The 14428-nt window shown below is 33.4% G+C and carries 17 protein-coding genes; 13 read left to right on the top strand and 4 right to left on the bottom strand.

The window, feature by feature from the left end; translation table 11 throughout:
* Positions 1-47: 47 nt before the first annotated feature.
* From ACUN24_RS09145 to ACUN24_RS09135, 3 genes are all read right to left on the bottom strand, one after another.
* Entirely contained in the window at positions 48-236 is a 189-nt protein-coding gene (locus tag ACUN24_RS09145; RefSeq protein ID WP_445562213.1) for a hypothetical protein, read from the bottom strand.
* Positions 233-1294 (bottom strand): hypothetical protein, encoded by a 1062-nt coding sequence (locus ACUN24_RS09140; RefSeq protein ID WP_445562212.1) that lies wholly within the window; start codon positions 1292-1294, stop codon positions 233-235. Before ACUN24_RS09140 ends, ACUN24_RS09145 begins: the two co-directional genes overlap by 4 nt.
* A 328-nt stretch (positions 1295-1622) precedes the next feature.
* Positions 1623-1832 (bottom strand): hypothetical protein, encoded by a 210-nt coding sequence (locus ACUN24_RS09135; RefSeq protein ID WP_445562211.1) that lies wholly within the window; start codon positions 1830-1832, stop codon positions 1623-1625.
* Positions 1833-1946: 114 nt separating this feature from the next.
* Between ACUN24_RS09135 and ACUN24_RS09130 the strand changes: the two genes are divergently transcribed.
* The 13 genes from ACUN24_RS09130 to ACUN24_RS09070 all read left to right on the top strand — a co-directional run bounded on the left by ACUN24_RS09130 (position 1947) and on the right by ACUN24_RS09070 (position 13168).
* Positions 1947-2822: an alpha/beta fold hydrolase gene (locus tag ACUN24_RS09130; RefSeq protein WP_445562210.1), complete on the top strand. Its 876-nt coding sequence runs from the start codon at positions 1947-1949 to the stop codon at positions 2820-2822.
* A gap of 8 nt (positions 2823-2830) precedes the next feature.
* Entirely contained in the window at positions 2831-3343 is a 513-nt protein-coding gene (locus ACUN24_RS09125; RefSeq protein WP_445562209.1) for an RNA polymerase sigma factor, read from the top strand.
* Positions 3340-3939, top strand: coding sequence for a hypothetical protein (locus tag ACUN24_RS09120; RefSeq protein ID WP_445562208.1), 600 nt, complete (start codon positions 3340-3342; stop codon positions 3937-3939). The genes ACUN24_RS09125 and ACUN24_RS09120 overlap by 4 nt, the downstream gene beginning before the upstream one ends.
* A gap of 1006 nt (positions 3940-4945) precedes the next feature.
* Complete coding sequence (locus ACUN24_RS09115; protein WP_445562207.1) at positions 4946-5104, top strand: hypothetical protein; 159 nt, start codon at positions 4946-4948, stop codon at positions 5102-5104.
* Between the two features lie 68 nt (positions 5105-5172).
* A complete protein-coding gene (locus tag ACUN24_RS09110) occupies positions 5173-5313 on the top strand; it encodes a hypothetical protein (RefSeq protein ID WP_445562206.1) in 141 nt (46 codons plus the stop codon).
* Between the two features lie 64 nt (positions 5314-5377).
* Positions 5378-5518 carry a hypothetical protein gene (locus ACUN24_RS09105; protein ID WP_445562205.1) on the top strand — a complete coding sequence of 47 codons (141 nt, stop codon included), beginning with the start codon at positions 5378-5380 and terminating at the stop codon, positions 5516-5518.
* Between the two features lie 62 nt (positions 5519-5580).
* The gene (locus ACUN24_RS09100) at positions 5581-6447 is read left to right on the top strand and encodes a hypothetical protein (RefSeq protein ID WP_445562204.1); all 867 of its coding nucleotides are present in this window, start codon (positions 5581-5583) and stop codon (positions 6445-6447) included.
* Complete coding sequence (locus tag ACUN24_RS09095) at positions 6444-7718, top strand: YcaO-like family protein (protein ID WP_445562203.1); 1275 nt, start codon at positions 6444-6446, stop codon at positions 7716-7718. Before ACUN24_RS09100 ends, ACUN24_RS09095 begins: the two co-directional genes overlap by 4 nt.
* A 37-nt stretch (positions 7719-7755) precedes the next feature.
* Complete coding sequence (locus ACUN24_RS09090; RefSeq protein ID WP_445562202.1) at positions 7756-8592, top strand: hypothetical protein; 837 nt, start codon at positions 7756-7758, stop codon at positions 8590-8592.
* A gap of 2 nt (positions 8593-8594) precedes the next feature.
* A complete protein-coding gene (locus tag ACUN24_RS09085; RefSeq protein ID WP_445562201.1) occupies positions 8595-9485 on the top strand; it encodes a SagB/ThcOx family dehydrogenase in 891 nt (296 codons plus the stop codon).
* A gap of 32 nt (positions 9486-9517) precedes the next feature.
* Positions 9518-10591 carry a hypothetical protein gene (locus ACUN24_RS09080; protein WP_445562200.1) on the top strand — a complete coding sequence of 358 codons (1074 nt, stop codon included), beginning with the start codon at positions 9518-9520 and terminating at the stop codon, positions 10589-10591.
* Positions 10575-12572 carry a hypothetical protein gene (locus ACUN24_RS09075; RefSeq protein WP_445562199.1) on the top strand — a complete coding sequence of 666 codons (1998 nt, stop codon included), beginning with the start codon at positions 10575-10577 and terminating at the stop codon, positions 12570-12572. Before ACUN24_RS09080 ends, ACUN24_RS09075 begins: the two co-directional genes overlap by 17 nt.
* A gap of 32 nt (positions 12573-12604) precedes the next feature.
* A complete protein-coding gene (locus ACUN24_RS09070; RefSeq protein WP_445562198.1) occupies positions 12605-13168 on the top strand; it encodes a methyltransferase family protein in 564 nt (187 codons plus the stop codon).
* Between the two features lie 56 nt (positions 13169-13224).
* On the opposite strand, the gene ACUN24_RS09065 is transcribed toward ACUN24_RS09070, so the two are convergent.
* The gene (locus tag ACUN24_RS09065) at positions 13225-14361 is read right to left on the bottom strand and encodes a sensor histidine kinase (RefSeq protein ID WP_445562197.1); all 1137 of its coding nucleotides are present in this window, start codon (positions 14359-14361) and stop codon (positions 13225-13227) included.
* Between the last annotated feature and the right edge of the window lie 67 nt (positions 14362-14428).

The raw sequence follows: 14428 nt of genomic DNA, 5'->3' as shown, positions 1-14428 counted from the left end.
TTCGAGTAACTGAAAAAGCAGCATAAAAATAGCATGCAATGTTAGTTTTATTTTAATGTTAATTTTTTGACCTGGTAATCACTCATAGCATTGATTGTTTCTTCGCTAAATAAGTGCATAACAATTTTTCTGGCCGATACAGTCGGTTGATTTTTTACTGTTACTTCCATAACATTTCCTTTAACTGTCATTTGGAGTTCATTTCCAATTTCGGTATCGTTAATTTCTTTTGTCATTTTTTTCTATTCAGTTGTGTTCTTCTAGGTAATTTTCCTGTTTTTTTTTGCCGTTGTGGAACTATATGGTTTGCAGAATTTATTAAGGTTGAATAGTGTTCTACCACATCAAATATACCTTCGGCTACTCCATTTATCATTACCACGTCTATATCCTCCTCAAAACCATTTACATCATTGCAATCAATACAAAGAAAGCCAAGCACTCGGAGTATTTCCGAATCTTCACTTGCTTGTGGTTTGATTGCCAAAACTAATTCACTTTTGTAAGGTAAAACGTTATTTGCATAACTTCTAATACTTGTTGTTTTGTAATCTGACGATTTCGTAATATCGTTATTTATATAGTGAACAATATTTTCACCGTTCAATACACTTTGAAAAATATTGTTAAAGCAGGTGTTACCAGATATAGTGTGGACCGTACTTTTGTAAACATCATTACTTCTTGATAATGCAGAATGCCTATCTCTGCAAACATTCATTACACGAGAGTCAGCATTAAGTTGCTGTTTTACTATAACAGGTAGTTTAACGGATACTGAATAAATTTTTCCTGTCTTTTCATCAAAAATTAGTTTTAAATGATCACAAAGTTCTCCTAAAACATCCATAAATTCATTAACTGGCTCTTCTTCGGAAAGTTCTGCCTCAATTGGATTTTCCTGATCATCTTTAATAAGAGATGCAAACTTCATATTCCTTAAATAATTAATGGAATTAAAACACTCATTTAGCGTTTCCATTGATTTAGTAAAATGCTTCCTTAAATTAAACAAAGAATTAGTTAATTCTGTTTTATCCTTCCCTAGTTCTTTTGTTTTCTCTTCTAATATCACAACTGTTTCTTCCTGCTTATTCTCTTCTCCTAAGTGATAAGAGAATTTAATAATAAGAATAACGATAATTGTTGAAAAGCCAAATGCTATGGATATAGGCACACTTGCACCTAGTGATTTCAAAAAAGTAAAATACGAAAATATACCTCCAATCGTACTTGCGATACTAGTTTTGAACCATCCGATTTTAAAGGTGTTTTTGAGAGCTTTTAGAAACATTAAATGTTTATTTTAATTTGCAAAAATAGAAAAATATTTTCAATTTGAGAAATGAAGAGAGATAGATGATTTTGGTAAAAAAAGGTAATACCTTAATTTTTAATAGACTGAGATAGTCTTTATTTATTCAATAAGTAAAGACAAAATGTAAATTGAAAATACGGTAAACTGTAATCATCAATATTTATCCTCAATTGTCTACTATTTTTTATTCTTTACTTTATTTCTAATACTCACCCCACCAACATCATCCCTCACACTCCTCCGCAATTTGTTTTGCAGAAGCCATTTCACCTTCCAAAACAGTAAGTTGATGGCGCAGTAAAATTTATTGATGCAAACCACATGATTTATGTTTCGCTAAACATCTGATTTCGAGCACAGCCGCATAAGGGTTAGCTGCTTTACCTTTCAAATTTGTTTTCAATTCGTTAAGCAAACGCCACAGTTTACGGTTGCTGACATAAGCCGCTTCCGGGCGCGAAAGTTTTTCACGAAAGATTTCATGCCGCTGTGCTGCCCGTTTCTGATCTAGCACTCCTCACTATTCTTTTATCATCCAAATGGATAAAATAGAGCCTATTTTCATAAAATTTGAATTTTAATGTAAGAAATTAAAGTTATGGTCTACTAAAGAAGAAAAGACCCGGTTATGAAAAAAGCATTTTTGATTTTTACCTTTATTTTAGTCTCGGCCATTTCTACACATGCGAACCGCTCAAACGAACCATTTACAGTACAGGTAAGTGGCAAAGGGCAAGCCATGATATTTATACCTGGTGCAACCTGCAGTGGTGAGGAATGGGAAAGTACAGTAGCGCATTACAATAAAAAATATGAGTGTCATGTTTTCACACTCGCAGGATATGCAGGTGTTCCACCATTAAGTGGCGGTCCATATCTTAGCACTTTTAAATCGGCATTAATAAATTATATCAAAGTCCATAAACTTAAAAACGTCATTCTCGTTGGACATTCCATTGGTGGCTTTCTTGCACTCAATATTGCAGCCGAAATGAAAGATGCATTAAGCATGGTTATCGTGATTGATGCGATGCCTTTTTATGCTGCAGCGATGAACCCCAATGCTCAAAGTGGTTTTAACGAGACACAGGCAAAAACATTGCTGGCGCAATACAATAAGATGAACGATGCACAGCTCAAAGCCTACCAGTTGAATGTTGCAAAAAGCCTGTGTGCAGATTCAACCAGATGGGATGCAATCGCGACATGGGGCGCAAACTCAGACCGGAAAACAATGGCTTATACTTTTACAGAAATGATGAGCGAGGACATTCAGGACAAAATTGCATCAATACATGTGCCGGTATTGGTACTTGCTGCTTTCAAAGAATCTCCCCAGTTTATTGGCTTTACCCGTGAGTATGTTAGCAAAACCTTTCAAAAGCAGTATGCTAAATGCAAAACCTGTACAATAAAGGTGAGCAATAATGCCAGGCATTTTATCATGTTTGATGAGCCAAACTGGATGTTAGCCGAAATGGATACTTTTATAACCAAATTATAAATAAAACTGTGCCAGAGAACAATCGCGATCAGCAGGGATACTTTAATGAGCTGGTGAAGGCCAATCATGCAAGTATTTACCGGATTTGCAGAGCCTATCTGTACGATATTTCTTATGCAGACGATCTGTATCAGGAAATCCTTTTTCAGATCTGGAAGAGCATTCAGAATTTCAAAGGGAAATCAAAAGTGAGCACCTGGATATACCGGATTGCAGTGAATACTGCCATTGGTTTCAATTCCAAAAACAAGCGCCATGATTATCTGCCCATTCCTGAAGCATTCCAAATTCCTGATATTGAACAAATTCCCGAAAAGATGGAACAGGAAGCAAAATTGGAAAAACTCAGGTTCTGTATAAGTCAGCTTGCCGCTCAGGACCGCATTATCATTTCACTTGTACTCGAACAGAAAAGCTATAAAGAAATCGCCGAGATTATCGGTGCAAGTTTAACCAATACCGGTGTACGGATAAACCGCATTAAAGAACGTTTACTTAACCTCATGGAGAATAAAAAATGACAAATTTTCAGGAGCTTCAAAACAGCTGGCTATCGCAGCCGGTTGAAAACAATACCATAGACCATGCCGCTCATATTGTCCAGGATAAATGGGAAAAACATCAGCTCAAACTGCGCAGATCTAACATCTGCATGAGTATTGGCTTTATCATTGCAGGTTCGGTAATTACCTGGGTATATTTTACCTACCACAACGAATACAACTGGCCTTTTGATATGAGCATTGCTTCGGCCTTTACCCTGATGGTTGTTTTTGCCGTCTTAAGCTGGAAAAGTTATGACTTCAAAAAAGATCAGCGCGATATTTCGGGTATTGAATACCTGAACAACCAGATTGGAAAACTCAAATGGCAGAAGAAAATGCTGACAAAATATATGTGGATATATTCTGTTTTGCTATATCTGGCGCTGGTTGGATATATTGTCGAAATCACAAGAAGAGGAAGTTTATTTTTTACCCTGACAGCCTTGGCCATTACTACCGCTTATATTGCAGCATTCTCTTTATGGAACAGATTTTATAAACAAAAAAAACAGCTAAAAACGATCGATGACCTTCTTAAAGATTTTGAGCAAATGCGAAGCGGAATTGAATAAACATCTATAAGTATCGATATTATTCGTTGAATAGCAGAAGTCTTGTTAAAGAAATGCATATAAAATTTATTTCGTATGTCAGTCTGAGCGTAGTCGAAGACAATTTTTTATAGTTAAGAGAAGCAATCGACTTCGCTCTTGTGACAAACTAGGAGAAGTAATGTAATTGAATAAAATTTAAACAGGCTCTTACTTATAAAAAGTACCAAATAATCATCATCAAAAACCACAAAATTGATTTGAATAGTGGAATGCGTTTATAATAACCAGTAAAAAAGATATTTAATACCAAATATTCAAGGACTTGCCTTAACATCAGGGACGTTGCTTTGCTTACAACATACCATCATTTAACAAGGGGAATTTGATAAATTTAACTATCAGATTTAATGGTCTGTGTATTGTGAATGACGGATCTATAAGCACCTAAATTTTGTTTTAACACTGAGAATGCTAAAATTTCATATTTGGCACAAAACTACCATCGACTATACACAGCGTTATATTGAACTTTACTATTCGGTTTCCGGCTTTCCGCCCGATAATGCTTCATTCCCAAATATCAAAGACCTATCGTTTTATTAATCAAAATTCATGCGGAAAAAAGTGGGGATTTAACACCTGGCTAAAGTGCCTCCTACTTTTCTAAAAATTTAAATAACTCATAAACTCAAAATAAGCAGAGGAAACTTACACAGCTATTTAGTTACGCCAATTGGCCTTTCGCCTTTTTTGAAAGGTAAATTTTGGCACAGTGTGTAGAGAGTCAAAGTCCTTATGCAATTGACTCATTTAAAGAAAGAATCAGCCTGTGTGAGAAAAAAAATTTAGTCAGCATAATTAAAGATATAATTTCCCATAGAATCATTAATAGCTATTTAAGTTAGGATTTATGTAATAGTAAATGTACCCCAAAAGGATCAAATGCATAGCCTATCAGTTAAATAAAAGGAAGAAGCAAATGCCTACAAATAAAGATTTGCATTTTTTTTACTCAAAAATCAAAATGAAAACACTAGAAGTAACATTAGAGGTTCTACAAACCAGAGAACTTTCTACAGTAATGGCCATTGTTGATGCATGCGGAACAGTTTATTATCCTGGAGGAGAGACATCGCTCGACCCACCGCCAGTAGCTTCCTGTTGCACTTGTTGCTGCATTTAAAGTATTAAGAGGAATGTGTAAAGGCCTACGAATAAAGATTTACGATTAATAAAAACCAATTTTCTATAATGAAAAATTTAGAAGTGACTTTAGAGGTTCTTGAAACAAAAGAGCTTTCATCAGTAGTTGCACAAGTAGACCAGTGCGGTAGCGCCTCTACTGGTGATAATGGAACTGTAGTTTATGCATGTTGCTGCTGTTGCTGCTAATTTTTTCCGGCAACCTAACGGGAGATAATCCCTTAATCAAAACTTAACAACAAAATTTAAAAAAATGAAAACATTAGAAGTAACCCTAGAAGTTCTTGAAACCAAAGAACTATCAACCGTAGCAGCTGTAGTTGATCAATGTGGTACCGCATCAGGTGGTGATGGCAGTACCGTTGTATATGCCTGTTGCTGCTGCTGCTGTTAATTTCAAATGATCTGTGTTGCGCTAACTGCAATGCAGATCATTGCTAACCCTAAATAAAAAGTATGAATATCTCACCTGAAAAATGGAAAATCTTCCAAACTGAAGAACTTGAATATATATTGCTATCCAGCGGCTTCAATAGTCAAAAAATTAAAGGTAACAATGCGCCTGGTATAGTTGAAATATTAAGTGAGATACAGTCAAATCACTCATTTCAAGAAGCTAAACTTAAGCTGAAAACCAAATATGATGATGAATTTATAGAAAATGTCTTAGAATGGCTTGAATATAATAAATTCATTGATAATATTAGAACAAAAGAGATTGTATACATCAATATTATTGGTGAATTCTCAGATCAGGAAGAATCCATTATAGATTTTATAAATAACCTCCCCGACGGAATTGAGGTAAATCACTATGTAAACTTATCTGAGACAAAAAACATCACTATTAAAGAAGGTCAAACGACTTTATTAATAGCCCCATTTTGGCACAACCAGGAGACAATAATTGCCATATCGGAGTTGATGATGGAATCAGAAGATGATTTTTTTTATGTGGAGTTATACAATAATGGACTTGCTCTAGGTCCTCTGCTGAATAGTTCAAAAGGTACAGCATGTTTAAACTGTATCGAGAAAAGAAAAATATTTAATTCCTCAAATCCAGCTCTCATTTTAGAAAATATTATAAATAAAGGTATTAAAAATGAAAACCTAGTCAATGTCCTTCAAATTGGACATTCAAAGACAAACAATGTTTTAATCTATAATGAATTGGAAAAAATTCTATTAAAACAAAATAAGTCTGCTTATAATAAATCGATATTCATTGATCTGGATAAATACGAAAATAGCCAATTTCGGATTATTAAGGCTCCAAATTGTGAAGTATGTAATCCTAAAATAATATATAATCCACTATGATTTCGAGTCTGTACGGCCACTTTGGTTTTATCAATAAGCCCCTGATGAGTGTGCCAAGTAATATCTACATGCCAAAAAACCTTTTTGAGAGGGTTATCACAACAAACAACCTTTTGATTGTTGGTAATAACAAAAAAGATATTTCTGGAGGAGGTATTTCGTTCAATCTTAAAGAAGCTGAAATTTCGGCATTTGGAGAATACGTTGAAAGATATTCCTCGAGTTTCCAAAGTAATGAGAATTTGATATTTGGCAGCTTCAATGAACTGAGTAAAATATACAATTGTTATTCGCCAAAACAAATTCATTATTTCAGTGAAAAACAATATTCAAATCCAAATTTCAAGCTCAGGAAATTGGATGGAGAAACCGAAATACATTGGATCTGGTGTACAAATTATATAACATCAGAGCGGATTTTAATGCCATTTTTTATGGCAAATGTTGAAAATGTAAGTACCGATGGTAAATTTCACATCAATACTACAACTGGCACGGCCTGCCACATTTCAACTGATAAGGTTATTGAAAGTGGTTTAATGGAATGTATAGAAAGAGATGCTTTCTGTAAATTCTGGTATCTCCAGAAAATTAAGAAGTTTCGAAAATTTTCGTCAGAATTTGTTATTGATAAATTTCGTGGGGATAAGAGAATTCAACAACTGTTTGATAATAAAAAAATCAGGATTGTAACTTTTGATATTAGTGAATTTGCCTACTGTCCAACATTTGTAACCTTCATCTCTTTCAAAAAAAGAAATAGGGTATACCAAAGTATTGGCTCGGCAACCCGTTTAATCCACAAGGAGGCCTTGATAAAGTCTTGTATAGAAGCTTATCAGGGCATTGAGTATATAGAGCTTGTTTGTAAGCAGAATACTTACGCAGCCGATGATATAGAAAATTTAAATTTTCAGACCGTTGATTCATTCAGGAGACACTACGCCCTATATAATGTTCATCCTGAATTGGTTGATAAATCTACCCTGTTAAAGGGTATTTTCACCCAGGATGGATTTTGCCATGAGTGGCAGGATTTCTATCCTCACCATTTAAAAAACATTTCACAGGATGAACTCAATGAAAAGAATCTAAATGAAGTCTATTTTGCAGATCTCACTACAAAAGACGTAAAGCAATTTGGTTTAGAGGTTGTAAAAGTTATTACGCCTAAACTTCACCTTCTTACAGGTAATTACAATTATCCATACCTGGGCTTATTTGAGGAAGGCCTTGATTTAATGACAGAAATGCCACATCCATTTCCCTGAAATTTTACAATGAAACCAATCGATATTTAAATAATTAATGAAAAACATAATTATGAAACTTCTTATTATACTAGGCTTATTAAACCTTAATACAGCGTGCCATGACAGACCTAAGGTTATTGTTAAATCAATTAACAATGACAAACAACTGAGGTCAATTTCAGATAGTCTACAAAAAGTAGAAACTCCAAAGATAAAACAACATTTGAAGAGAGACATCCCTGTCATTGCCGATAAAGCTTATTTTGAAGATGGGATAGAAGAAAGCCTTGCCAGTATGTTCCGCAATAAAAATTCAAAAGACGTTGATGATAAAATATCCGAAATAGAAAAAGATCCTAAAATAAATGCGGGAGAAAAGAGGTATTGGAAGAGTTATCTCCTATATAATGAATCTCTTTATTATAAGTCTGCTTTAAAGGACAGTGATAAAGCTAGTAAATTAATAGATAAGGCAATTGAGGAGCTAGAGGAAAATCTTAAAACCTCAGAAGACTATGCACTTTACGCAGCCTGTAAGTCGTTTTCTGTGCAATTTGCAAATATGACACAGTTAGGTAAGATTGCCGCACAAGTAAGTGAGAACGCTAATAAATCCTTGGAACTGAATGTAAAAAACATAAGAGCTTATTATGTTTTAGCTTCAAATAATTTTTACACTCCAAAAATGTTTGGCGGCTCGACAAAGGTAGAGGAGTATGCAATCAAAGGCTTAGCATGTCCAAATAGTTTAGATGAGAATTTCTATAGCCCTTACTGGGGTAAGCCACATCTTTACTCAATCCTCATCAGGTATCTGCAAGCCGAAAATCGAAAGGATGATGCAGACAAATATAGAAAACTTGCCAAAAATGAGTTCCCTAATCAATTTTAATTATGAACCAGGAAACGCTATCAAATCTCCTATCTGAACATAGGCTAAGCAACAGTTCACTTGATTTTTTGGAAACAATCAAATTTCAGGAATTTCACAAAGACACGCCAGAACGTTTTGAAATTATTTCATACGTCAACAACAGTCCTGATATGGCTAGGAAGATTTTTGAATCTTATTATGAAGTTGGCTTTTGTGATACCTATAACCTAAAAACTTCCGATAAAAAAACAGAGAAACAAATCAATCTCGAGAAAATAAATGAACAACGCCAAAGTATTAGGAAGTTTTCCAGTGAGCCGGTTTCCCAGGAGATTCTAGGTGATTTTTTTCGACTTTTTTATACCATAACGGGAGAAGAGATAAAATCTATGCGGGAGCAGACACTTGTACGAAAAAAGAGGAATATAGCATCAGGAGGCTCCATGTATCCTACAGAGATTTTTATGATTAATAATAAAATAACGGAGCTTCCAAAAGGTGCATATCGATATAATGTCTTTAATTTTCAGTTAGAACTTATCCATAAAATAGAGACGGAGGAAGAAATGCATGAGTTGCATAAGATATTAATGAAAACAGAAGGTAAGAGTACAACAACCGATTTTGAAAATGCCTCTGTCTTTTTAATTTTCACTTCCGTATTGAATAAGCATTCTTTCAAATACCAGGATTTTGGCTTAGCCCTTTCATTGATTGAAATAGGAGAGTTTATTCATGCAGCCTATTTGGCTTCATCGGCGCTGGATATCGCATGCTGTACCTATGGCAGTATGATCAATGATAAAATGAGTGCTTATTTGGATCTAAAAAATCCTCTCCACATTCCGTTAACTTATATGGCTATTGGAAACAAGGTTCAGGAAGTAGCCAATGATATTTCACTTGCCTAATATTATTTAGAGGGTAAATTAATAAGATTTTGATGAAAATTAATCCAAATTTATCAGTTTTAGAAAATGATAATGAGCTTGTAATCCTCAGGATAGGGAGCAATGGTGGCTTTATAAAAATGTCAGCCATTGAATATGATATTATTAATTATTATAGTAAAACTCCCGATTTTTATATTGTACAGGAATATTTCAGAAATGATGTTCTTATAATTAAAGAACAAATGGACCTGCTAATTAAGAAAGCTTATGAAAGTAAAATTTTTATAAATGATGACTCCAAAATAGAAAAAGGAGGTTTTATAAACTTTATCCTAAAGCGTAATAAAAAGATGTTCGAAGTTTTAAATTTTGACTTTACCAATAATGTTTTGGAAAGAATTTTTGAGAACAGGTTTTTTTCAAACGGTTTAATCGCTATACTGATTACTTTTTTTTCTTACATTCTCTATAATCTTTTTTCTGAGCCACTAAATTTTAAAGAAAACTATCTGGCAACCCTTTATCAAATACCAGTTTCCTTCTCCTCTATCTTCGGGTTTATTTATTTAGCAGCTATAATATCTACCTTAATTCACGAGTTTGGCCATTATTTTATTTATAAAAGGCTTGGAGGGAAAACGTCAGTTTTTGGTTTTGGCCTATTGTTCTTTTTTATTCCGGTGTTTTTTAATAAAGTATTGATTGGTCTGATAAAAAAATCAAAAGATCGCATTTATATAAATTCTGGAGGAATTCTGTTTGACTTTTTGCAGGTTATTTTTTTAGTTTATTTTACAAAAGTATACCATCAAAACTTTCCTATAATATCATTTTTTTGCTATTCTTTAATGATCTCTATCTTTATACGAACATTTTTTAATATTAATATTTTCCTGCCTGGCAGTGATGGCTATTTTATTTTTACTGATTTAATCAAAAAACCCAACCTTTTTGAATCATCCTGGAAAAAAACTAAAAACATTTTTCTTAGGAAAGAGCAGATTGGCTATAAAAACTTTATATGTGCGTTGTACATAGGCATTTGTTATTTGTCTTTTGCGATTTCATGGTGTATGGTGCTCTTACCAATACTAACTTATTTATATTATGCGAGTATTAAGTAAATGCGTTATCTTAATTATCGTGACTTTTTATCATTACAACGCATTTGCCCAGGATGATAAAAAAAAACCTTTTAGTTTAGATTCAATACGACAAGATTCAGTTAAGCATACCCTTAATGAGATCAATATTGTTTCCAGAAACCCCATTTCAGAAAAATTCTCAGTTGTAAAGGTGGATAAGCTTGACATCTATTTTAATCCAATGTCAAATGCTGACCCCTTAAAAGCAATTACGATTTTACCTGCATCTACCAATACTAGTGAAACTGCAAACCCCACTCTTCGTGGCGGGGATGCTGACCGGTCGAGGGTATTTATAAATGGGGCTCCTATACTGAACCCGGTAAGGAATGGACAAGATAATGGCTTGGGAAATTTTTCATTATTTAACACAGAGTTGATTGATAATCAGTATGTATACGCAAGTAACCCTCCGCTTACTTTCGGTAATTCAAGTGCAGGAATAGTACAGATCGAAACCAACAAATCATTGTTACAGGAAAATCTTCAGCTATCTCTTTCCTTATCAAATGCAGGATTACTAATGAATAAGAAGCTATCCAGAAATAGTTTTATTCAGTTTTACGGAAATCATCAATTCTCTAACTTGTTTTTAAATTTAAATAAAAATAACCTTCCCAACCTACATGATTTTTCTACGAATGATCTTGGTATAAATCTTCATATTGCCCTGTCGGAAAAAGCAAGCATCAATTCTTATAATTATTTTATTGATGAATGGTATAAGTCTCAGAATTATCAATTAAACTTTTCAGATAGCGCATCCGCCAAACAAAAGAGATTTTTCAGCATTAACAGTTTTGACTATATCAAGCGGAAATCTGTTTTTAAAATATCAACGCTGGTTGATGTTAGTAATCAGAATTATAATTTCGGGGTGATTAACTCTGATACTAAATACTTTCAGTTTTTTTTAACCGCAAGTCATAAATATTATCTAAGCAATAAAGCAACGGTTCAATACGGTTTGGACTACTCCATTTCAAGATACAATTACGATGAAATTCGGCCAATTTATTTTTTTTCACTGCAGAATAATTCTAAAATTTATCCAAATAAAGAGGTGAGTGTCCTTCAATACCTGGAGCCTTATTTATATTTTAATTATGATGTTTTAAATAATTTAGGATTTTCTTTGGCGGCAAGAAAAAACGTTCCTTTGCAGAATCAACAAAGCTTCACAAGTTATCAATTAGCCATGCATTATGAAATTGATAAGCGCAACCGATTTATCCTCAGTATGGGCAACTATCATAGTTACAAAACCCCAAATTATATCTCTCATGAAATATCGTTACTTTCAAGCAAGCAGTTAGCACTTGATTATTACTATACAATAAAAAAACTAAGATTAACCTCTGCAATTTATTATAAAGAGGACGCTGGCGATTTCGTCGTTTCTCAAATTGAAAGCTTTAATTCTAAAAATACATTTGGCCTGGAGTTTTCACTCAATTATGATATAAATAATCGCTTTTCAATAGGGTTTTCCAACTTATATGTTAATCAAAATATGTATGCAGGAGCCGAGAAATATAAAAGCAATTTAAATCTTAAGTATTACATTAAGTCTCAGGTATCCTACCTTAATCCAGGCTTATTTACTGCCTCATTGGCCTTTTCAACCAGACCTGGTAATTTTTATACGGCCTTACAAGATAAAGTTTTTAATATAGATGCAAATTCATACGAACCCATATTTGGTGACTTGAATAACGCAAGCTTCAAGAGCTATTCAAAATTGGATTTTACGATAAATAAGTCTTTTCAAATGAGAAAAAATGGATTAATAACCTATCTTTCCATCAATAATTTGTTGAATACAAAAAATGAGGCTACAATCAATTACAGCAAAGACTATTCAGCACATTTTTTTAATTATTATCAACAAAGGATAATATATTTTGGAGCACAGTATCGATTATTGTTAAGCTCCAGAAATCATCATAAAATTAATTAGGATTAACCATATATAAATAAAATTCTTCTATTATGCTTAATTTAATTTTAAATGGGTCATATGTTGTTTTAGGGTTATCAGAGTTATTGTTAAACAGGTTGCTGCGTTCAAAAAGTTATGATAAACAAAATACAGATGGAAAATCCCTTAATACAATCTGGATAACAATTATCTTAGCCATCGTCTTCTCAATATGGATATCCAACCATTTTTCTTACCCTATATATTCCGGTTTTGTCGGAAGGTATATTGGGGTATATATCATTTTTTCAGGAATAGCCCTTAGATTATATGCTGTTTTGGCTCTTGGCAGGTATTTTACCGTTGATGTTACAATCAGGGTTTCTCATGAACTTAAAACAGACGGCATTTATAAATATGTCCGCCACCCATCTTATTTAGGGTCACTTATATCCTTTATCGGTATGGGCCTTACCCTAAATAGTTGGATATCACTTACCATTTTAAGCACTGCCGTTATAGTTGTTTTCATTAACCGCATTAAAGTTGAAGAACGGGTACTTACCCAACATTTTGGATCAAAATATACCGAGTACAAAAAACACACATTTGGATTTTTACCCTTCTTTTATTGAGGGGATTGTAACGCAAAATCATATATCGTTAATCAACATGCGGACCTTTCGTTAGATTAAGATTTATTACTCTTAGCTAACATAATTTTTGGAATACATACTCTAATTTGGAAGAATAAATCCTCATTAACGCCGTACTCAATTGAGGCTAGATTACCATAAGCGAAGTTCAGTCGGTTTTCTATGTTATTCAAACCCGAACTCAACCCTATGGAATTGGAACTTGCTTTTTTTTGGTTACCAGATTCTATGATCAAAAAATCATCTTTTTCAATTTCTAAGCGGATATAGGGAAATGAAGAATTGTTTTTTAAATCCCCATGTTTAAAAATATTCTCAGCTATTGATATTAAAACCATCGGTATAATTTTGAATTCCAGAACTTTATCATCAAAGATGAGTTTGAAATCTATCTTATTCTCATACCTGATTTGATGCAGGTAAATTAAGGTCTTAACGTACTCAATTTCTTCCCTGACATAAATGGATTCTTTAGCGTTGGTGCCATCAGCAGAGTATCTCATTATTTTTGCAAGTGCCATTATTCCATTAGCACCTTCAGGAGATGATTTGTATGTTGCGTAATAAAGATAATTTAAGGTATTAAAAAGAAAATGAGGATTTATCTGAGCCAATAAAAAGGCATTTTTAGCCTCGGCAAGCTCCTTCCCTATTCTCGATTTTTCAATTATGGCTTCCAGATTTAATTTTTGTTCGTTTTCTCTTTCATCTCGTTCTTTTAAATACTGAATCAGAAAAAAATACCCGGTAGAGAAAATTAAAAAATATAGACCCCTCCAAAGGTAACCAAGAAGCTGAGTTCTGTCCAGAACTAAAACATGGATGCCAAGAACATTAGTATCAATAGCTAAAATCTCATCTAAGGATGATACTATAAATATATACAACGAGATCTCGAGTAGTATGCAAAGTGGCACAAACCAGAAGGTATGTTTTCCCTTCTTTAATGAGTAGGGTAATAATAGATGTGCATGAAAATAAAAGAAGCTTATGTTAAAGCTATAATGGATAATGTAGTTTGAAAACTTTCCGAAACTACCTCTAATAAGTCCAACTATAATTGCTTCATAGATTATAAATATTAGCCAGCCCGTTATATGAATCCATCTCTTTTTTAAGAACTTCTTAAAATAAAATACAGGAACAATACGTGGTTTTGAAAAAGGGATCATCCTGTTTGTGCTAAATATTATAAATAGATTTGTATCTGGGCTAAGTTTCGAAAAAAACGTTTATATG

Source organism: Pedobacter sp. WC2501 (genome assembly GCF_052682415.1).
Note: the sequence above shows the minus strand (reverse complement) of the source record. Positions and strands in the feature narration are given on the sequence as shown.